The sequence below is a fragment of the Streptomyces sp. NPDC002144 genome (assembly GCF_053593695.1).
Map to the genome: position 1 here is coordinate 62,593 of NZ_JBSFDB010000037.1, position 19,807 is coordinate 82,399.

At 71.5% G+C, this 19,807-nt stretch carries 16 protein-coding genes, 1 tRNA gene, 1 other RNA gene and 1 pseudogene; 5 read left to right on the forward strand and 14 right to left on the reverse strand.

Annotated features, from left to right (window positions below):
* Positions 1-4: 4 nt before the first annotated feature.
* The 6 genes from ACWCQ1_RS38945 to ffs form a co-directional block, all read right to left on the reverse strand.
* Positions 5-904 carry a phosphoribosylaminoimidazolesuccinocarboxamide synthase gene (locus ACWCQ1_RS38945; protein ID WP_133049046.1) on the reverse strand — a complete coding sequence of 300 codons (900 nt, stop codon included), beginning with the start codon at positions 902-904 and terminating at the stop codon, positions 5-7.
* 158 nt (positions 905-1,062) lie between these two features.
* Entirely contained in the window at positions 1,063-2,565 is a 1,503-nt protein-coding gene (locus ACWCQ1_RS38950) for a N,N-dimethylformamidase beta subunit family domain-containing protein (protein WP_133049047.1), read from the reverse strand.
* A 241-nt stretch (positions 2,566-2,806) separates the two neighbouring features.
* Positions 2,807-4,930 (reverse strand): hypothetical protein, encoded by a 2,124-nt coding sequence (locus ACWCQ1_RS38955; protein ID WP_451028501.1) that lies wholly within the window; start codon positions 4,928-4,930, stop codon positions 2,807-2,809.
* A 389-nt stretch (positions 4,931-5,319) separates the two neighbouring features.
* Positions 5,320-6,570, reverse strand: a complete 1,251-nt coding sequence (purD, locus tag ACWCQ1_RS38960) for a phosphoribosylamine--glycine ligase (protein WP_451028488.1) — start codon at positions 6,568-6,570, stop codon at positions 5,320-5,322.
* A gap of 123 nt (positions 6,571-6,693) precedes the next feature.
* On the reverse strand, positions 6,694-9,222 hold the full coding sequence (locus tag ACWCQ1_RS38965; RefSeq protein WP_451028489.1) for a DNA polymerase III subunit gamma and tau: 2,529 nt from the start codon (positions 9,220-9,222) through the stop codon (positions 6,694-6,696).
* Between the two features lie 54 nt (positions 9,223-9,276).
* Positions 9,277-9,375, reverse strand: an RNA gene (gene ffs, locus ACWCQ1_RS38970) — signal recognition particle sRNA small type.
* A gap of 72 nt (positions 9,376-9,447) precedes the next feature.
* On the opposite strand from ffs, the gene ACWCQ1_RS38975 reads away from it, so the two are divergent.
* Positions 9,448-9,535, forward strand: a tRNA-Ser gene (locus ACWCQ1_RS38975).
* A gap of 337 nt (positions 9,536-9,872) precedes the next feature.
* Here the strand turns inward: ACWCQ1_RS38975 and ACWCQ1_RS38980 are convergent.
* From ACWCQ1_RS38980 to ACWCQ1_RS39000, 5 genes are all read right to left on the reverse strand, one after another.
* Positions 9,873-12,941, reverse strand: coding sequence for an FG-GAP repeat domain-containing protein (locus ACWCQ1_RS38980; protein ID WP_451028490.1), 3,069 nt, complete (start codon positions 12,939-12,941; stop codon positions 9,873-9,875).
* A 557-nt stretch (positions 12,942-13,498) separates the two neighbouring features.
* Positions 13,499-13,915 (reverse strand): hypothetical protein, encoded by a 417-nt coding sequence (locus ACWCQ1_RS38985; RefSeq protein WP_451028491.1) that lies wholly within the window; start codon positions 13,913-13,915, stop codon positions 13,499-13,501.
* A 665-nt stretch (positions 13,916-14,580) separates the two neighbouring features.
* Positions 14,581-14,841: a hypothetical protein gene (locus tag ACWCQ1_RS38990; RefSeq protein ID WP_451028492.1), complete on the reverse strand. Its 261-nt coding sequence runs from the start codon at positions 14,839-14,841 to the stop codon at positions 14,581-14,583.
* Positions 14,838-15,197, reverse strand: coding sequence for a hypothetical protein (locus ACWCQ1_RS38995; protein ID WP_451028493.1), 360 nt, complete (start codon positions 15,195-15,197; stop codon positions 14,838-14,840). The genes ACWCQ1_RS38990 and ACWCQ1_RS38995 overlap by 4 nt, the downstream gene beginning before the upstream one ends.
* Complete coding sequence (locus tag ACWCQ1_RS39000) at positions 15,172-15,558, reverse strand: hypothetical protein (protein WP_451028494.1); 387 nt, start codon at positions 15,556-15,558, stop codon at positions 15,172-15,174. The genes ACWCQ1_RS38995 and ACWCQ1_RS39000 overlap by 26 nt, the downstream gene beginning before the upstream one ends.
* A 233-nt stretch (positions 15,559-15,791) precedes the next feature.
* Here ACWCQ1_RS39000 and ACWCQ1_RS39005 point away from each other — a divergent pair, with 233 nt between their 5' ends.
* The 3 genes and pseudogenes from ACWCQ1_RS39005 to ACWCQ1_RS39015 form a co-directional block, all read left to right on the forward strand.
* Positions 15,792-16,070, forward strand: coding sequence for a CopG family transcriptional regulator (locus ACWCQ1_RS39005; protein ID WP_358609015.1), 279 nt, complete (start codon positions 15,792-15,794; stop codon positions 16,068-16,070).
* Positions 16,067-16,492 (forward strand): PIN domain-containing protein, encoded by a 426-nt coding sequence (locus ACWCQ1_RS39010; RefSeq protein ID WP_451028495.1) that lies wholly within the window; start codon positions 16,067-16,069, stop codon positions 16,490-16,492. Before ACWCQ1_RS39005 ends, ACWCQ1_RS39010 begins: the two co-directional genes overlap by 4 nt.
* Before the next feature lie 117 nt (positions 16,493-16,609).
* Positions 16,610-17,032: pseudogene (locus tag ACWCQ1_RS39015) on the forward strand (DUF234 domain-containing protein); the annotation flags it as partial.
* A gap of 51 nt (positions 17,033-17,083) precedes the next feature.
* Here ACWCQ1_RS39015 and ACWCQ1_RS39020 read toward each other — a convergent pair.
* Positions 17,084-18,019 (reverse strand): EamA family transporter, encoded by a 936-nt coding sequence (locus ACWCQ1_RS39020; protein ID WP_451028496.1) that lies wholly within the window; start codon positions 18,017-18,019, stop codon positions 17,084-17,086.
* A 333-nt stretch (positions 18,020-18,352) separates the two neighbouring features.
* Here ACWCQ1_RS39020 and ACWCQ1_RS39025 point away from each other — a divergent pair, with 333 nt between their 5' ends.
* Positions 18,353-18,772 carry a plastocyanin/azurin family copper-binding protein gene (locus ACWCQ1_RS39025; RefSeq protein WP_451028497.1) on the forward strand — a complete coding sequence of 140 codons (420 nt, stop codon included), beginning with the start codon at positions 18,353-18,355 and terminating at the stop codon, positions 18,770-18,772.
* Positions 18,773-18,783: 11 nt separating this feature from the next.
* Here the strand turns inward: ACWCQ1_RS39025 and ACWCQ1_RS39030 are convergent, their stop codons facing one another.
* Both ACWCQ1_RS39030 and ACWCQ1_RS39035 read right to left on the reverse strand, forming a co-directional pair.
* Positions 18,784-19,563: an Fpg/Nei family DNA glycosylase gene (locus ACWCQ1_RS39030; RefSeq protein ID WP_451028498.1), complete on the reverse strand. Its 780-nt coding sequence runs from the start codon at positions 19,561-19,563 to the stop codon at positions 18,784-18,786.
* Between the two features lie 36 nt (positions 19,564-19,599).
* Positions 19,600-19,807: Beta-galactosidase C-terminal domain (locus ACWCQ1_RS39035; RefSeq protein WP_451028499.1), on the reverse strand; the 208-nt coding region annotated here is incomplete at its 5' end.

Sequence of the window (19,807 nt, forward strand, 5' to 3'; positions counted from 1 at the left end):
GCGGTCAGCTCCAGCTGGTGCCCGTCAGACGCTCGTACGCCTCCAGGTACTTGGCGCGGGTCCGCTCCACGATCTCCTCGGGCAGCGGCGGCGGGGGCTGCTCGCTCTTGCGGTCCCAGCCGGAGGCCGGCGAGGTCAGCCAGTCGCGCACGAACTGCTTGTCGTACGAGGGCTGCGGGTGCCCCGGCTCCCACTCCTCGGCCGGCCAGAAGCGGGAGGAGTCCGGGGTGAGGACCTCGTCCGCGATGACGAGGGTGTCCCCGTCGAAGCCGAACTCGAACTTGGTGTCCGCGAGGATGATCCCGCGCTCACGGGCGATGTCCCGGCCGCGGGCGTAGACGGCGAGGGTCGCCTGGCGCAGCCGGGCGGCGGTGTCGGCGCCGACCTGGCGGGCGACCTCCTCGTAGGAGACGTTCTCGTCGTGCTCGCCGACGGCGGCCTTGGTGGCCGGGGTGAAGATCGGGGCGGGGAGTTCGCTGCCGTCGACCAGACCCTCGGGGAGGGCGAGTCCGCAGACGGTGCGGGACTCGTCGTACTCCAGCAGGCCGGAGCCGGTGAGATAGCCGCGGGCGACGGCCTCCACCGGGATCATCTGCAGCGGCTTGCACACCAGGGTGCGGCCGGCCCATTCGGCGGGGGCGCCGGCGGGGAGTTCGGTGCTCAGGACGTGGTTGGGGATCAGATCGGCGATTTGGTCGAACCACCACAGGGACAGCTGGGTGAGGACCCGGCCCTTGTCGGGGATGTCGGTCGGCAGCACCCAGTCGAAGGCGGAGATGCGGTCGCTGGCGACCATCACGAGGTCGCCCGCCTCGTTCTGGTACAGCTCGCGCACCTTGCCGGTGTGCAAGTGCACCAGGCCCGGAACCTGGAGCGGCTCGGGCTTTTCTACGAATCCGGACACGGTTCCTCCCCGTGGTTGAACGAAAGGGGCGCCCGCAGGGCTCGAATAGGGCGGTGGTGGGAGACGGGCGGGCCAATGGCTCGATTCTCCCGTATGCCGGGGATCGCCCCAGGACTGGGGTGGCTTGGGATGGGGCGGTGACGTGGGCTTACGTGAGCTCAGTCACGTTTGCAGATGCGGTCCAGGAGGTTGGCGGTGGCGCGCTGGACACGCTCGTCGACGTGGCCCGGACGGTCCAGGGACGGGGACCAGGCGAACGTCCCGGACGCGAAGACCAGGGCACCGGATGGGGCGCGGTAGAGGGACGTCTCCTGGTGGCGCAGGACGCCCTCGGCGTCGGTGTAGGGGGAGTGCGCGAGCAGGACGCGGTCCTCGTGCTCGGGCAGCGGGGTGCGCGGGAAGTAGCGGTCGGCCTCGCCCGCGACCAGGCCCTCGATCTCCTCGCCCTCGTGCGTGCCCGTGGCGTCCCACAGCCAGTGGTCGGCGTTGCGGACGATCAGCGGGTGCGGCTCGGGGACCCGGCCCGCGTACTGGATGCCGACCAACTGCTGTTCGGGGCGGTCGACTTCGCGCCAGAGCACGGGCTTGCCGGGGCCCTTGCGTTTCCGGCAGGTCAGCAGGCGGTCGGGGACGCCGGACGGGGACGGGCCCAACTCCACCTGCCAGTACATGGTGTTGGCGGACAGGAAGACGAGGGAGGTGCCGCTCTCGCGGGCCAGCTCGACGGTACGGCGCATGCCGGTCGACCAGTACTCGTCGTGGCCGGGGAAGACCAGGCCGCGGTAGCGGGTGGGGTCCACGCGGCCGGCGTGCAGGTCGCGGGCGTCGGCGTAGGCGAGGTCGTAGCCGTAACGCTCGGCGAAGCGGATGAAGTCGTAGGCGTGGCCGACGTGCAGGGGCAGGCCGGCGCCGGCGTACGGGCGGTCGAAGGAGACCGTCGTCGCCGCGTCCGACTCGCCGAGCAGTCGGCCCTGTTCGTCCCAGGCGTGGTAGAGGCTGGCGCCGGTGCGGCCGTCCTCCGGATAGAGGTTGTACGCCTGCCAGGTCACGTCGGGCAGCAGCAGGAGCAGGTCGGCGGGGTGGTTGTCGCGGACCGTGAAGGGGATGTGGGAGCGGTAGCCGTCAGCCGTGGTCAGGACGGCGACGTACGCCCCGATGCTCCAGTAGCTCGGGATCTGCAGCCGCCAGGACAGCCACCAGTGGTGGCAGGAGACCGTGCGGTCCGCGGTCAGCGGCGGGGGCTGGACGATGCCCGAGAGGCGGGGGCTGGTGGTGATCTTCGCGGCGCCGTCGCCGCCGTAGTGGCCGATGCGGTAGATGTCCACCGCGAACTGCTGCGGCGGGTCGACCGTGACATGGAAGTCGACGGCGTCGCCCGGGGAGACCGCGCCGGTGGAGATGAAGCCCTTGATCTGCCGGCGGACGTCGTCGGCCGAGCGGGGCCCGCCTCCGGAGCGGGGCGCGGGGACGCGGGTGCCGCCGGCGGGTGTTCGGGGGGAGGGCTGGGGGGCCTGGTCGACGTACCAGGGGACGACCTGGCCGGTGTCGTCGAAGTAGGTCTCCGTGCCGCGCAGCCAGGGGACCGGGCCCTGGCCGAAGGGGTCGGTCACGGCGTGCGCCAGCGCTCCGGATTCCCAGCGGCGGATCTGCTCCGACCCCATGGTCGCTCCCCTCCCTCGTGCCCCCGTGGTCGCTTGGTCGCGTGTCCTGTGCCGTATGCCCTTGCCATGTGCCCGATCGGTCCAAGCACATCACATTACGCACGCAGGTGGTCACTAGTCGTTGCGAATTGGCCAGAAGTGGAATGTGGGGTTCCGGAGGGGCGGGGTTCCGGTGGGCTCTGGTGGGGTCCGATGGGCGCCGATGGGCTCCGTGGGTTCCGGACGGGATGCCGTCGGGCGGTCAGCCCAACCGCACCGGCTTCTCCGGGCGTATGCCGGATTCGCGCAGCCAGGCCCGCAGAGGGGCGGGGTCGCCGTCCTCGACGAGGCTGAGGACGCGGGGGGTGAGGTCGGTGGCCCGTTCGCCGTTGAGGAGGAGGGTGGGGCCGTCCAGCCAGTCCAGTCCGGGGGTCGCACCGGCGGTGTCCATGGCGGCGCAGCAGACCATCGCGGTGACGTGTTCGGTGAGCAACTCGCGGGCACTGCGCGGTGGTTGGAGCGGGAAGAGGGGGAGCGTCGCGTCGTCCCAGGGGACCGCGTCGGGAGTGGCCGGGCCGGCGGGGGCGGCTGTCGCTTCCTCGCGGGAGAGCTGGGTGGTCAGGGCGGCGGCGAGAGTGGCGGCCGGACCGTCCGGCTCGGGCTCGCCTTCGTCCTCCTCGTCGTCCTCGATTCCGTCCACAGCCGGGCGACGTTCTGGGTCGGCTGCCGGCGGTCCCTGGGCGGCCGGGGCCTCCTCGGCGTCGGTGGCGGCGGGGCCGTGCGGCATGGGAGCCCGAGGCTCCTCGCCGTCGGTCGACGCGGGTCCGTGCGGCATGGGAGACCGGGCCTCCCCGCCCTCGGCGGCCCCGGGCCCGTGCGACATCGGAGGCCGGGTCTCATCGCCGTCGGCGGCCCCGGGCCCGTGCGACATGGGAGCCCGCGCCTTCCCGCCCTCGGTGGCCCCGGGCCCGTGCGACATCGGAGGCCGGGTCTCATCGCCGTCGGTGGCCGCGGGTCCATGCGACATAGGAGCCCGCGCCTCCCCGCCCTGGGTGGCCCCGGGCCCGTGCGACATCGGAGCCCGCGCCTCTCCGCCCTCGGTGGCCCCGGGGTCGTGCGGCGTCGACAGGTGGTCTATGACGCGGGCCAGGTTGGGGCCCTCGGGGGGTGTCGGAGCAGGGCCTGTGGTGATGCCCAGGGTGTCCAGGACCCGGTGGAGGCGGGCCGCGTCGGTGCGCCATTTGCGGTCCACGACCTCGTCCGGGTACTCCTGCCAGTCGACCGGCGACCAGTCGGGGCCGGCCTCCGGGCCGCCGTGGAAGAGACGGGCGGCGAGCAGGGAGGCGGCCTCGTCGACCGCGCCGGGCTCCTCCAGGAGGTCGCAGGCGGGGCGCTCGCCCAGACGGGAGGCGAAGCCCTCGGCCAGACGGTCGCGGCGGGACAGCTCGGTGAGTGCCGCCACCACGCCGGCGTCCAGCCGAGAGGGCCAGCGGCCCATCCGCCAGGCGGGCAGCGCCACCCGGGTGAGCAGCCGGTCCCAGCCCGCGTAGGCCAGACCGACCTGTTCCTGGGCGACGATGCGCAGTCCGTAGTCCACAGCCTGTGCACGCTCCGCGGCCGCGGCCGCGACCCCGCGCTCCATCAGCGCCGCGTGCTCCCGGCAGCCGCGCAGGAGGAGTCGGGCCACCGCGCCGATCCCCGCGCACACCAGACGGGTCCCCGGACAGCGCCCGGACGACGAGGCGACGGCCACGGCGGCGTCCAGACCCCGGACGAAACGGCGGGCCGCGGCTATGTCGGGATGCGCCGAGGGACCCGTACCGGCGACGACCGGGGCGAGGACCGCGCGCAGCTCGCCGACGCGCATCCACCACAGGAACGGGGAGCCGATGACGAGAACCGGCGCGGCCGGTGTACGGCGGTGGTGCGATGCGCGGACGCCGGCTATCTCGTCCGCACGGTCGTCGGCCGGGGGCGGGCCATGGGCCGGGTGGGTGCGGTCCTCGAGCCAGCTGTCGCAGTCCGGGGTGAGCGCTATGGCGGACGGTGCCGGAACGTCGAGCCGGTCGGCGAGATCACGCACCATCCGGTACAGGTCGGGGGCGGACTCCTCCGCGATCGGGACGGTCGGGGTCACGGCCGGCCGGGCCCGCGCGATGACCAGCGCGACGGCACCGGCGGCGAGCAGGACCGCCACGGCGACGGGGGTCACGGCCCAGCGGGCCGCGTGCCAGAAGGAACCCACCAGGTGCCCCGTGGAACCGCCGGCCAGCAGGATCACGGCGAGGGCCGCGGGGAGCAGGGCCACGGCCAGCGCACGGCTGCGGACGCGCAGCACGGCGAGAGCCCTCGAGCGCGCTGCCTGCGCGCCCGCTTCCACACCCATCGCGGTACCGGTCACGACCGGACCTCACCCCCTCCCTGACTGTCCCGGCCGGCTGGCCGTCTGGCGTTGCCCACTCCCCCACTGTGGCACCCGCCACCGACATCGCAATGTCGGTGGGCCAAGTGCCGGAACGCTTGCGCCGCACCCTAGTTGGGGCCCCCGCCCCCGTCAGCCGGATGGGGCAGCGGTCACTCGATGGAATGGCTTTGGTCAGAGGTGGATGACGGTCAGCGAGGATCAGGCCCCGGTTATTGACTCAGGTTCGAATTCGCCGCCGGGTGCCTTCGGGTTGGGCGCCGGGGTTCGTTCCGCGGGGCCGGGAACGCATTCAGGCCCCGCATCCGAAGACGGACACGGGGCCTGGAGGGTTCATCCGGACGTACGGCCGCTCAGGCGCCCGCCGCCTTCGCCGCGATGTCGGTGCGGTGCTGGGAGCCGTCGAGGCGGATGCGGGCCACGGCCCGGTAGGCGCGGTCGCGGGCCGCGGTGAGGTCCTTGCCGGTCGCCGTGACCGACAGGACGCGTCCGCCCGCGCTGACGATCGCGTCCCCGTCGCGCTTGGTGCCCGCGTGCAGGACGTAGGCGTGCGGGGCGTCCTCGGCGGCGACCTCGTCGAGGCCGGTGATCGGGTCGCCGGTGCGCGGGGTGCCGGGGTAGTTGTGCGAGGCGACGACCACGGTGACCGCGGCGTCCTCGCTCCAGCGCAGGGGCTCCAGGTCGACGAGGGTGCCGTTGGCGGCGGCGAGCAGGACGCCGGCCAGCGGGGTCTTCAGCCGGGCCAGGACCACCTGGGTCTCGGGGTCGCCGAAACGGGCGTTGAACTCGATGACCCGGACGCCGCGCGAGGTGATCGCGAGGCCGGCGTAGAGAAGACCGGAGAACGGGGTTCCGCGGCGGCGCATCTCGTCCACTGTCGGCTGCAGGACCGTCTGCAGGACCTCGTCCACGAGCTTGGGGTCGGCCCACGGGAGCGGGGAGTACGCGCCCATGCCGCCGGTGTTCGGGCCCTCGTCGCCGTCGAGCGCGCGCTTGAAGTCCTGGGCGGGCTGGAGGGGGAGGACCGTCTGGCCGTCGGTGATCGCGAAGAGGGAGACCTCGGGGCCGTCCAGGAACTCCTCGATGACCACGCGCTCGCAGGAGTTCGCGTGGGCCCGGGCGGTGTCCAGGTCGGCGGTGACGACGACGCCCTTGCCGGCCGCGAGACCGTCGTCCTTGACGACGTAGGGGGCACCGAAGGCGTCGAGGGCGGTGTCGACCTCGTCGGGGGTGGTGCAGACGTAGGACCGCGCGGTGGGGACGCCGGCGCCGGCCATCACGTCCTTCGCGAAGGCCTTCGACCCCTCGATCTGCGCGGCCTCCTGGGAGGGGCCGAAGACCGGGATCCCCGCCTCGCGCACGGCGTCGGCGACACCGGCCACGAGCGGCGCCTCCGGGCCGACGACCACGAGCTCGGCGCCGAGCCGTTCGGCCAGCGCGGCCACGGCCTTGCCGTCGAGGGCGTCGACCGCGTGCAGATCGGCCACCTCGGCGATGCCGGCGTTGCCGGGGGCGCAGTACAGGGCGGTGACGTCGGGGTCGAGGGACAGGGAACGGCACAGGGCGTGTTCGCGGGCGCCGCTACCGATGACGAGGACCTTCACGGGGTTCAGGGTAACCGGCGTGGCCTTGTGCGGGTTGCCGAGGGCGGGCAGGGAGCCTACCTGTACGTTCCTCCAAACGCCGCCCGGGGCGTCGCGGCTGCCGCTCGGGGGCCTGCGGTGCCGTCACTCGTTCGTGAACTCCTCCACCACCGTCGCTCCCAGTTCCCGGACGATCAGTTCGTGGCCCGAGAGGGCCGATTCGTTGAGGTCGGGGTCGTCGTCCTCGGGGATGTCGTCTTCCGGGGCAACCGGGGTGGGGGGCTCGGGGGCGGGCGGCTGGGCCGCTGGTGTGGCCGCCGCCGGGGGAGCCGGAACGGACACGGATGCGGTGGGGGTGATGGGCGCCGACTGGGGCGGTGCCGGGCGCTGAGCCGTCGTGGCACCGCCGTAGGAGGCACCGGTGTAGGAAGCGCTGGGGGCGCCCGTCGTGCCGTAGCCACCTCCCCCGCCACCGCCGTAACCGCCCTGCGCGCCGCCTCCGCCGTTGAAGCCGGAGGGGCCGCCGGTCGGTGCGGGGGCCGAGCCGCCGGACGGATCGACGATCGCCTCGATCTTCCACTGCACGTTGAACTGCTCGGCCAGCGCCTGTCGCAGCACGTCCTCGCTGCCGCTGCTCGCGAAGTTGTCCCGGGCGCCGGCGTTGACGAAGCCGAGCTGCAAGGTCGTGCCGTCGAAGCCTGCGACCTGGGCGTTCTGGCTGAGCAGGATCCAGGTGAAGCGGCGGCGGTTCTTGACGGCCTCCAGGATGTTCGGCCAGAGCATGCGGGGGTCGAGACCGCCGCTGGGAGGCGCGTAGGTGGGCGCGGGGGACGCCGATGCCGGTGACTGTGGGGCCGGTACGGGGGCCGACGGGGCCGGAGTCGAGGGGGCGTTGGGCGTGGCCGGAACCTGACCGCCACCTGCCCCTGAACCGGCGCCCGCCGCGTTCGCCGTCGGCCAGCCGCCGGGACGCCGGCCACTGCCCGCGGTGGCCGCGGTGGGCCAGGCGCCGGGCGCTGGAGCCTGAGCGGGGGCCGGGACCGGCGTCGCGGGCGAGGAGGGCTGCTGCGGAGGCTGCGCGTGCTCGGGCCGGCCTCCTGGAGGAGTCGCGCCGGGACCCGAGCCGCCGGGTGCGCCGGGGCCGGTGGCCTCACCGGCCGGATCGCCAGAGGGCGCCGACCCGGACGTACCCTCCCCAGGCACACCGGCACCGGGACCACTGCCACTCGACGCTCCACCGCCCGGCACACCATCGCCCGGCCCGGAGCCGCCCGGCACCGAACCACCCGCCCCAGGGCCACTCGCCCCGAAACCGCCAGGCATCGAACCCGCGGGCGTCCCGCCAGCCCCCGGCGCCCCCGGCGCCCCCGCCCCGGAGCCCCGTACCGCCGCCCTCGCCGCGGCAGGACCGCCGCCGGGAGGCACCGGACCAGCCGCCATCGGTCCCGCATGCGCCTCCGGCCCCGGTACGTAGCCCATCGCGGGCGCGCCCGCACCCGAGCCCGCCGAGAAGTTGACGCCTCGCTCCAGGCGGTCGAGGCGGGCCATGACTGAACGTTCGTCACGGTAGGCGGCGGGGAGCAGCACGCGCGCGCAGATGAGTTCGAGCTGGAGGCGGGGCGAGTTGGCGCCGCGCATCTCGGTGAGGCCCTCGTTGACGAGGTCGGCCGCGCGGCTGAGCTCGGCAGCGCCGAAGGTACCCGCCTGGGCCTGCATCCGCTCGATGACGTCAGCGGGGGCGTCGATGAGCCCCTTCTCGGCGGCGTCCGGCACGGCGGCGAGGATCACCAGGTCGCGCAGCCGCTCCAGCAGGTCGGCGACGAAGCGGCGCGGGTCGTTGCCGCCCTCGATGATCCGGTCGACGACCTCGAACGCGGCGGCGCCGTCGCCGGTCGCGAAGGCCTCGACGACGGAGTCGAGAAGGGAGCCGTCGGTGTAGCCGAGGAGGGAGGTGGCCATGGCATACGTCACACCCTCCTCGCGCGCACCGGCGAGCAGCTGGTCCATGACGGACATCGAGTCACGCACGGAACCCGCGCCGGCGCGCACGACGAGGGGCAGGACGCCGTCCTCGACCGGGATGTTCTCCTTCTGGCACACCTGGCCGAGGTAGTCCCGCAGGGTCCCCGGCGGCACGAGCCGGAAGGGGTAGTGGTGGGTCCGCGACCGGATGGTCCCGATGACCTTCTCGGGCTCGGTGGTGGCGAAGATGAACTTGAGGTGCTCCGGGGGCTCCTCGACGACCTTCAGCAGTGCGTTGAAGCCCGCCGACGTGACCATGTGGGCCTCGTCGATGATGTAGATCTTGTACCGGCTGGCGGCGGGTCCGAAGAAGGCCTTCTCGCGCAGCTCACGGGCGTCGTCCACACCACCGTGGGAGGCCGCGTCGATCTCGATGACGTCGATGGAACCCGGGCCGTTGCGCGCCAGGTCCTGGCAGGACTGGCACTCTCCGCAGGGCGTCGGGGTGGGTCCCTGCTCGCAGTTCAGACAGCGGGCCAGGATCCGGGCGCTGGTCGTCTTGCCGCATCCGCGCGGGCCGCTGAACAGGTACGCGTGATTGACCCGGTTGTTCCGCAGCGCCTGCTGCAACGGGTCGGTGACATGCTCCTGCCCGATGACCTCGGCGAACGACTCCGGGCGATAGCGGCGGTACAGCGCGAGAGACGACACGCATACGAGGTTATAGGCGCCCACTGACAACCAGCCCCGCCGCCGGGACCCCGGAACGCGAGCGCCCCCCACGCACCCGCCAGAGCCAACCTACCCTTGCTGCCTTCCGGCCCTGGGGGAGTTCAGTCAGATAGCGCCGCGTGAGGGGCTCCGCACAGAGTACCCGACGTCAGCGGGTGGGAACGAGTTCGCGAGCACTCCTCTCGGTCATGTAATGTTTCCGGCGGAGGATTCGCCTAGAGGCCTAGGGCGCACGCTTGGAAAGCGTGTTGGGGGCAACCCCTCACGAGTTCGAATCTCGTATCCTCCGCCAGTGCCTCACCGGGCACGATGTCGAAGGGCCCCACCGTTCGCGGTGGGGCCCTTCGACGTTGTCCGTCTCATGTTTCCGCCGCAGTTGGTCGTCGGCGGCCCCCAGAGAGCATCGCCGACCTGCTGAGCGACCTTCCGCAGCAGCGTCCCCGTGACGGGCATGTAGCGAGCGCGCCGGGCCGCTCCTCCGGGCTCCCAGCCCAATCGGTACCGGCGGCGATCCGTTCCCTTTCCCGCTCCTCCTGGTGCTGCGTTCCGATATTCCAGGCATTCTTCCCGCATCTGCAGCTCGCCGCTCCCGGGCCTTGGCCACAGTCAGGGGTTGGTGTTCCAGACCGTCAGTACAGCGCCTTGTAGGCGCCCCAGCCGCTGGCGATCTTCACTCGTGCGCCGAAGCCGCCCTTGCCGTTGCCCGCCCAGCGGTACAGGTTGCCCGCGGTGTCGCGGGTGAGGAGGTCGTTGCGTCCGTCCTGCGTCAGGTCGCCGACACCGATCAGGGCGTTGTAGGCGTTGAAGCCCGAGGCGATCTTCACACGCCCCCCGATGCCGCCCTTTCCGTTGCCGTACCAGCGATAGAGGTTGCCGGCCCTGTCCCGGCCGAGAAGGTCTCCGGTTCCGTCGCCATTGAGGTCGCCCGCGCCCACCAGTGCCGTGTAGCCGGACAGTCCGGTGCCGACGCGCACCCGGGGCTTGAACGTGCCCTTGCCGGTGCCGGCGTAGAACCACAGGGCTCCGGACCGGTCACGGGCCAGCAGGTCGGACCGGCCGTCACGGTTGAGGTCCCCGGACGACGTCAGCACGTTGTACGTGTTCCAGCCCTTGCCGATGACAGTGGACTTGTTGGTTCCCCGGGCGAAGTACACCTGCCCGAAGCCCCAGTACGCACGCAGTTCGCCGGTGGAGTTGCGGACCAGCATGTCCGCGAACCCGTCGCCGTTGAGGTCGCCGGCCGGCACCAGGGTGGAGGAGGTCGGCCAGTCCGCGGTGTAGCTGCGGTTGTGGAAGTAGCCCTTGGGATGCCCTTCCCATGAGTCGGTCCGGCCGTCCTTCCGGACCGCCACCATGTCCGGAAACCCGTCGCAGTCGTAGACATGGGTCGGCAAGGCGCCGCACATCACGTCCAGGCCGCCGCTTCCCACCCGCACCGGCACGGTTCCACCGTTGAACTTCGCGCTCAGCTGCCAGGTGTAGAGACCGCTCGGGGCGGGAGCGCCGTTCGGCTCCCGGCCGTTCCACGAGGCCGAGATGCCGTTGAGACCGCGTTCGGCCCCACCGCTCAGCACAGCCACCCGGCGCCCGGTCGTCTTCTGGACGATGTCCAGTTCCCAGGAGTCCACGGGGCGGCTCAGCAGCAAGGAGGCCGTCCAGGTCGAGTAGTACGACGAAGTGGTCCTCGGCGCGACGCTCCCGGAGGTGTACGCCTCCCCCATCACCGGAGCGGAGTCCGGTACCCCGTCCGCGCTCACATGCACGCGGCGATCGGCGTCCACATAGGCGATGTGGCCGCTGTACTTGTCCACGGTCCACGTGATCCTGCGGTCGTCCGCGAGCGTTCCGGCCGGGAGGGCGGCTATGGAGCGCTCCGCGAGCGGGCTGCCGGTGTGGAAGTCCGTCAGCTTGAGCTCGCCCGCGTCCCGGTCGTGCCGGACCACGTAGCCGTCACCGAGCATGGCGGGGCCCGACGGCACGGCGAAGCCGCGGTTGTTCGTCAGGTCGTACACCCCGGCCTGCTTGTCGGCACCGCAGGACCAGTAGAGCCAACGCGCTGTCGCCTGCAGTTCGGTGGGCACGCAGGCGGCACCGGTCCGCACGGTGCGGACGGGTTTACCGGGAGTGGCCGCGTCCTCGGTCAGCCGCTCCGCGGTCAGCGTGCCGGGGCTGCCGGGGGAGGCGCTCCACAGGGTGGAGTACCAGAGCGCCGCGGCCTGCACCGGGCGGCTGCGTACGACCTTGTTGTGGCCCGGGTCGATCAGATACTGGGTTCTCGGGGACCCGCCGTCCACCACCACGTACCCATACGACGCGTCCCTGACCTCGCCGCCACTCCCGGGCAACGGCACCTCCACGTGCGACGTGTAGGCGTCCACGCGGGTCTCCAGGTACGTCCGCCCTGCTGTCTCGGACAGGAAGGACAGGCCGTACCAGTTGCCCTCGACGGTCCGCACGCAGTCCTCACCCGTCGCACAGCGCACGGCGGAAGAGGGCATGCCCGGGGCCAGGGGCATGGCCGCTCCCGCGACGGGGACCGGCCCGGTACCGACGTCCTGCTGGTGGAGGGAGAGCTTGCCCTCCATGCTGTCCACCCGGTTGAGGGTGCCCCGGTACAGGTTCAGTCCCAGGACCCTGGCGATCACCGGGGGCAGCGGCTGGACCACCTCGTGCGCCGGCGACCCGTCGGAGCCGGCGGCGAAGCGGTGCACCGCCCAGTCGCCGGTGCCGGAGCCGCCGACGAGCAGGGCGCTCCCTTCCGCCGTCTGCGGTGGGGAGTCGGACACGAGTGCGATGTGGTCGAGTGCGGTGCTCGGCTCCCCGCCGTCGAGCGGCCGGGACGTCAGCCGCCGGCCGAGCGTGGTGCCCGAGGTGGCGTCCGGGTCCGAGGTCAGGAGGGTGCCGCCGAGGAGGGCAACGGGGGCCGCGTCGGCGGGCAGCGGGAACTCCTGCGTCGCGGAGGACACGTCACCGCGGGGCAGCCAGCGCAGCCCGGTGAAGCCATGCCCCCACCAGGCGATGCGGTCGGCGCTCAGCAGGATGCGCAGGCCCTGGCCGCTCATCGCCTCCGGGAGAGGGGTGATCACGGCGGTCCCGGGGTCCAGCAGGCCGTAACGGTACGCGCCGTCCTGCCGGAACGAGATCACCGCGCCGCGGTCGTCCGTGGCGCCCTCCTGCAGGGAGAGGCTGCTCAGCTGAGCGCCCGCGGGCAGGCCGGTGATGTGCAGCGGTTGCGCGGGATCGGTGCCGGTGTCGAGGAGCACACCGGCGGAGCTGGTGGTGCTGGTCGCGGACTCCAGCGCCAGCACCTTGCCCGCGACGGTCCCCCGGAACGTGTAGCCGGCCGGGAGCTGGACCTCCCGGCGCTCGCCGGTGTGCGGATCGAGGAGGGTGTACCAGGCGGTGCCCCGGGCCGGGCTCGGTGAGACGGCGAGCAGGTCTCCGCCGGCACCGACGGGGCGTACGAGCGCGTTGGCCGGCAAAGTCTGCAGTCCGGGCACCTGCGTCGAGGTGCCGCTCGCGAAGTCGGTCCAGGTGTAGCCGTCCCGGCCCTCCTGCTGGTGCAGGAACCCGGTGTTGCCCGCCGCCAGCGGGGTGTCCACACGGGGTGTGGCCCGATCGGCGGGCGGGATCACGACCTCCTGGGACGAGTCCGCCGCGGTCCCCGCCTGAGCGGCCCACGCGGGCGGCGCGTCCACGGCGAGCGGGATGGCCGTTCCCGCGACCGCCAGAATCGTGGCGGCCGCACCGACCCCGAGGCCCGCGCCACTTCTGCGGCGGCGACCTCCGGGCAGTGGTTCAGTCGACGTCCGGGTCAATGCCCCCACGTCTCCCCCTCATTGATGTGATGATCTGCCGCCGCGCGGCGCCCCGCCGTGGCCGGACGCGCTGCCGCGTCCCCCCTGGTGGCCGCGGTGGATCTTGCCGGCCGCTTGTGCGGTAGACGCTAGCCGATCAACGAAGTCCCAGTCCGCCCGGTCTGGATCACGATCAGACAACCCGCCGACGCCTTGGCGGGGCGGCCAGGGAGCGGCCATGCGAAGGCGCGGCCGGAGCCCGACGGCGCACCCCCATGGAGGGACCTCATTGCCCAGGTCTATGTCCGGTACGCAGACGAATGTTGGCGTTCACTGCTGCACGCGCAGCCCGGTTGAGCTGCGGCGCGAACGGAGGTCCAGCCTCACTTCCACCGCCAGCGCCTCATCGGGCACGATTCCGAAGGGCCTACCGCAAAGTGGAACCCTTCGATGCGCGGTTAACGAGGCGGCCGAACAGCCATGGAACGGTTGCCGTCGTTCCAGATGTAGACACCGCTGGTACCTGCGCCGTACCAACTCTCCGGCCCGACTTCGGCCGTGAGAGACGGGTACTCGCTGATGGAATCCCAGACCTCGGCCGGGTTCACCTGCCTGTACGGCTGGTTGAAGACCAGAGCGGGCCTGCCGGTGGTCCGCGAAAGCCACGTGGTCGTGTGGTCGTAGAACCTTGGCCGGCCTTGGCATTTCCTCTTGGCACAACGGCCCCTTTCGAGCCAGTGCAGCCCGGACGAACACCCCGTGTTGCCGCTCTTGAGGTCGTGCAGGTCCGCCCAGTCCAACAGGTCCGCGCGCATCTGGACGTAGAGGTTCGGGCCGTAGGGCCAGTGCACGCCGTCGGCGTCACGGTTGAGCACGCCCCGAGCGTGGTCATCCAGAGAACTGATCAGTTCCTTCTGATCGGTGCTCTGGCAGCACCAGCACCACCACTTCGCTTCTCCGATCCCGGAGCCGAAGAACAACCCCTGCCGGGACCGTCCGCATCCCTCACAGTTGTGCATGATCCTGCTCCTTCGCTTCTCGTCAGACCGGTTCGATGCAGTGGGGAACGGAGCAGGCGGTTCCCTCCCTGCAGAGGACAGAGAACCGCAGAACCATCCGGCGCCCGGCGGTTCGGAGCCACCCGGCATCACCAGGTATGGCTTGGGATTTTGCCCGAACTGCCCCTATTTGCGCGCCCATCATCCCGCAGGGCGCGCTTCAGCGGGCCGCGAACTACAGAGCTGACCAACTCGCTATAGCGGAACTGGCTCTCTGTGTGCTGCTCGTGGCCCTGGCCTTGATCCAGTGCACCGCCGGCCGCCGCGGCTCATCGCCCTTACGCGATGCCGGTCCGCCCCCGCTATCGGGCTCTTCGTGCGACCGAAGCGCCGACGCGGAGCCGCTCGACGAATCAGCAGTGCACCGACCATCACCGACCATCCACGTGCGCCCTGCCAACCCGCTCCGCGCGTCAACCCGGAGGAGGACGTTCACGCGCCCAACCCTCCGATGTCACACTCGGCCCGCCGGCGGCCGGCCCTCAGTCCCATCGCCTCGCGAACTCAGCTCCGGCCAGCAGGTCGACGATCCGCACGATCGGATCATCGAGCCCCATGGCGACCAACACATCGGCGGGAAGGACTACGTACTTTTTCTTCTCCTTCGTGACACGGCAGGGGAAGCGGCCCGCCCTCACCAGTCCGGCGGCTTTCGCTGCGTCGACCCCGAGGAGGCCTGCCACCTCGCGGAGGGGCATCGGCTCGCCCAGCCACTGCGACAGTCGCCTTGCGCTCGGGTTCACTCGGCTTCCTTCTGCAGTCCGTCGAGTCGGTCGGACTCGCCCTCGGGCAGCTGTCCCGCACCCGAGGCGAGAAACGCGCCCAAGAGCCCGAGGCGATGCAAGGTAGCGCCCATGCGTTCGCCGCTGATGCGCTCCCCCGGCAAAGAGTCAGCCTCACCGACCACCTGGATGTCCGAATCGTTACGGATGGGCGAGTAGTCGTCGCCAAGGAGGCTCGCACGGTCGACAAGACTGCGCGGATCCGTCGTGCGCTCGGCCGGATGAGCCCGTTCCACCGCCCAACCGGCGGCATTGGCAGCCCGGACGACCTCATGACGGACGTCGTCGGCTTCAGCCGCCAGTGCCAACTCGTACAACGCGCCGACCGAGCATGGCTGACCTCACCTCTGCAACATCGACGCAGAGCCTCCTCGAGACTCTCGCGGCCGACTTCCGCAGGTAGGGGATGATGAAGTACAACGCGAGCAACTGGCCTCGCTGAGCCATCTTCGGCACGTCGCTTCGGGCATCGCGCCCCACGCACCGCCACAGCGCATCCCGCACAGCGGCATCAGCGGCCTCTCGTGCCGCCGCTTCCTTTGCCTCCGAGAGCGTGAGGTGCTCGCCGACCGAACATCTCTCCCCGGGTACATGTGGACAGACCAACTGTCCACCGAGCAGCTGCGGAACCTTTAGCTCGATCGATCTGAAGACGTCTGCCGAGGGCAGCAGGGACATGCGCTCTCCTCCCGTCGTTCATCAACGGCAGGAGGCTCACCACCGCGAAGGGCAACCATCCTCATCCGACGCAGCATGCGCCAGTGAGAGTGAACGGCACGCGGCGGCCGAGTGAAGCGGTACGAGTCGGCGATCACACGTGGGCAGGGCTCCCGGATTGACCGTTGGCCTCCTTGCCCTATCGGTCACGGCAACCTGGTAGGGGCATTCACACCAAGAGTATGGTGACTTGTATGGCAACTAAGAAAGTAACGGTGACGATTCCCGAAGATCTCCTGGACGAGATCCGCGCCGACGCGGCTGAGCGGGGACTTTCGGCGTACGTCGCCGAAGCACTGCGATTCAAGCGCGATCGGGACCGGCTGCTGGAGCTGGTCGATTGGTTGCAGGAAGAACACGGCGCGGTCACCGAGGACGAGCGTGCGGCAGCACTCTCGGAACTGGACGATCTCGACGCCGAGCACGAGCGCCGCCGCGCGGCCGGAGGACACGGTGCCGGAGAGGCAGCGTGAAGAAGCGCACCGGTGAGCACAGGCAGCGGCCACTGCGCGTCTTCGTACTCGACTGCGAAGCCCTGTCCCTGGCCGTGCGCGGCGACCGCAGCATGATCGCCTGGCTCGACCTGGCCGCCCGAGGTGAGGCCGAAGTGGTGACGTCTCCCATGACGCTGGTCGAGGCGTACGACGGCAGGACCACCGAGCAGCGCTGGGACTGGGTGCTCTCCCGGCTCAAGGTCGCCGATGTCGGAAAGGATGAGGCTCGCCAGGCCCGACGCCTCCTGGCCGGCGCCGAGCTGCACGGTCACAAGTACGCGATCGATGCCGTGCTCGCTGTCATCGCACGCCAGCACAAAGGGCAGGTCACAGTCTTCACCTCGGACGCGGACGACTTGGAGAAGCTCCTCCCGGACACCATCGTCGTCAAGAAGGTATGACCCGGCGTTCTTCCACCCCAGGTCGGACGACCCCGATCACCGTCGCGCCCCAGACGAGAGGCCCGGGACCCGGTCAAGGTCCGGGCCTCGGGCGTTCGTCCGTCTCGGCTTGCTGAGGAGATCGAGCGGATGCGAGGGGATCTCACGCTGAGCCGCATCAAGGAGCAGTGGACGGGCTGGCGGGGCCGCGCGATCGAGCCCCTGGTCCGGGAATCCCTCGCCTGCCTGCTGCCGGACGGGCTCCTGCCCGCCACCCCGGCGATCGGCGGGTACTGGACCCGCAACAACGGTGTGGAGATCGACTTGGTGGGTGCCGACCGGCAGCCGGTCGCCAAGCGGTTGCTCTGCCTCGGCTCGGTCAAGTGGTTGGAGAACGCCGCGTTCGACAGCCACGACCTGCCGTCACTGCAGAAGCACCGGACGGCGGTCACCGACGAGCCGGTACCGCTCGTGGCGGTCTCCCACAGCGGGATCAGGTGTTCCGGCCTTCAGGCGGCCTACGGCCCCGACGAACTGCTCACCGCCTGGCGCAAGGCGTGAGCAGGGCACGCGCATCCTCCGCCCTCGTCGGCCCTCTGCAGGCCTCGGTGGCTAGCCTCGGGCGCGCTTCGGGAGGGTCAGGAGGAGCAGGGACAGGGACAGGGTTGCCAGGCCGCACCAGGATGTCGCCGGGAGGTGTTCGTTCAGGGCGGTGACGCCCAGGACGGCGGCCACCGCCGGTTCCGTCAGGGTGAGTGTCGTGGCCGTCGACGCCGGCGTGTGGCGCAGGCCGTGGCCGAAGAGGCGGTAGCCCAGGCAGACCGTGAACAGGGCGAGATAGCCCGCCACCGAGGCACCCCGGGCCGTGGTGAGCCAGTGCGGGTCGAGGGTCAGGACCAGCGGCAGGACCAGCAGGGCCGCCGTCCCGAACAGGGCGCCCATCACCGCGTCGGACGGATGGCCGTGGGTGGTGATGAGCCGGCCGGCGATCAGCGAGTAGACGGCGTACGACAGGCCGGCGCCCGCGGCGAGCAGCACGCCCGTGAGGTCCATCGGGGTGGAGTGGGCTGTGAGTTCGGGGCCCAGGACCAGCAGGGTGCAGCCCAGTACGGCCGCTGCTGTGGCGGCCGTCCAACGGGGGGTGGGGCGGGTCCCGCGCGTGGCCCAGGACAGCAGGCCCGCGAAGACCGGCGCGCTGCCCAGAGCGATGACGGTGGCCACGGCCACGCCCGTACGGGCCACTGCCGGGTAAAAGGCGACCGGATAGCCGGCCACCGCCAGGGCGCCGAACAGGAGCAGCCGTCGCTCGGCGCGGGTGCAGGCCGCATGCAGTGAGCGGGCGCCGCGTGAGATCAGGAACAGCAGGGTGCCGCCCAGGGCGAGACCGGCGCAGCCGATGGCCGCCGCCGGGGCGCCGGCCGGTGCCAGGGAGCTCGCGGTTCCGGTCGTGCCCCACAGCACGGACGAGATGAGGATGGGGGCGGGGCCGCCCAGGAGGCCGGCGCGGGATGTGCGCGCGGGAGACAGGGAGAGCGTGCGGTTCGGCACAGTCGTGAACTTCCGTCGTCGAATGCGTCTGGGACTGGTTCGAAACGGGCGCACGACAAAGGCCCCTGACCGCCCTGTGGACGTTGGGGCCGGGGGATCACACCGCCGTCAGTGTCCGCGCCCGGTCAGGCGCAGAGGGGCGGCAGGACGACGTGCCAGTAGGAGTTCACGGCTCGATCGTAGCCGCCGGGGCGGGGCGTCGAGGAGCGCGAAGGTCCGGCAACCGTCAGATCATGAACAGAGCAGTTAATCGGCAACAAAGTGTCTGAGAGTGAACAAAGCGACCTTCATCCTCGTACCACCCCATAAAGCCCGAAGGGGATGATCCACGTGGTGATCTCGACCCGAGTCGCACTCCGTACGACGGCGCTGGCGTTCTCCGCCGCGCTCTTCCTGGCCGCCTGTTCCAGTGGCAGCGGCAGCGGTGGCGGTGGCAGCTCCAGCAGCGCGGCGGGCGCGGCCAAGGCCGGGTCCGGGACACAGGTGACGGTCACCGAGACCGAGTACTCACTGAAGCTGTCCCGGAACTCCTTCACGCCCGGCACCTACACCTTCACCGCCGACAACGCCGGCAAGGTCACCCACGCCCTGGAGATCGACGGGCCCGGGGTGTCGGACGTGAAGACCAAGAACCTCTCGGGCGGCGGCATGGCAGCGCTCACGGTCAAACTCAAGAAGGGCACCTACGAGCTGTACTGCCCCGTCCCCGGCCACAAGCAGCTCGGTATGGACACCCACATCAAGGTCTCCTGATGCGTTTCCGGTCACGGCTGGCAGCGCGGGCACCACACCGTCCCCCTTCCCGCCGTACGGGACCGTCGTAGCGGGGTGCCGCAGCGTGGGCAGGTCGGGGTGCGGTCGTCGCGGTGGCCGGTGAGCCAGGAAGGGCGTGGGGGGACGCGGCCGGCGGTGACCGATGAGCGCAGGGTGCGGCGCATCTGCTCGTAGAGGCGGCAGCGGTCGGGCCCGGTGAGTTCGTTCGCCCGGATGCCGGGGCGCAGGCCCGCCCGCCACAGGATCTCGTCGGCGAGCAGGTTGCCGAGTCCGGCCAGGGCGGACTGGTCGATGAGGACCGTCTTGACGGCGGCCCGGCGCTCCGAGAGCACGGTCTCGAACTCCGCCCTCCCCACCGTCAGCGCGTCGGGCCCCTGGCGGGCGAGCATCCGCTCGACCTCGTCGCCGCCCCACGCCAGCCACAGCCCCTGCAGCTTGCGCTGGTCGCGGAAGCGGAGTTGGCGCCGGGCGCCCACGCGGAACAGGACCCGGTCGTGGGGCTCGGCCTCGTCCTCGGGACGGGCGCACACCAGGCTCCCGGTCATCCCGAAGTGCAGCATCAGCGTGGGGCCGCCGGTGTGCGCGAGCAGCCACTTCCCGCGCCGCTCGGACGCCGTGAACCGCCGCCCCTCCAGCGCCTCGCAAAACCCGCGCACGCTCGTCCCGTGCAGTACGCCCGCGTCCCGCACGTCGATCCGGCCGATGACCCTGCCCTGCGCGCAGGACACGAACACCTGCCGGAAACCCTCGACGTCCGGCAGCTCAGGCATGCCAACAGCACAGCACCGAGCCGCCCTGCCCGCCACTCAGGCCCGCAACGGCTCCCGTACCACTGCCACCTCGCCCGGCGGCACGGTGACCGAACCGGTCGCGGGCTTGCCGGAGAGGAGTTCCGTCGCCTCGGGGGAGACGGGGATGTGGGCGGCGCGGTCGGTGTGGTTGATCAGGAACAGGTAGTCGGCGTCCGGGCCGCGGCGCCGGGCCACCTCCACGCCCTCGGGGGCCTCGCGCACC

What these genes read in the sequence shown, in the direction of transcription:
- ACWCQ1_RS38950 (WP_133049047.1), bottom strand. Translation starts at nt 2,565, where the DNA reads ATGGGGTCGGAGCAGATCCGCCGCTGGGAATCCGGAGCGCTGGCGCAC.
- ACWCQ1_RS38955 (WP_451028501.1), bottom strand. Translation starts at nt 4,930, where the DNA reads ATGGGTGTGGAAGCGGGCGCGCAGGCAGCGCGCTCGAGGGCTCTCGCC.
- ACWCQ1_RS39000 (WP_451028494.1), bottom strand. Translation starts at nt 15,558, where the DNA reads ATGTCCCTGCTGCCCTCGGCAGACGTCTTCAGATCGATCGAGCTAAAG.
- ACWCQ1_RS39005 (WP_358609015.1), top strand. Translation starts at nt 15,792, where the DNA reads ATGGCAACTAAGAAAGTAACGGTGACGATTCCCGAAGATCTCCTGGAC.
- ACWCQ1_RS39030 (WP_451028498.1), bottom strand. Translation starts at nt 19,563, where the DNA reads ATGCCTGAGCTGCCGGACGTCGAGGGTTTCCGGCAGGTGTTCGTGTCC.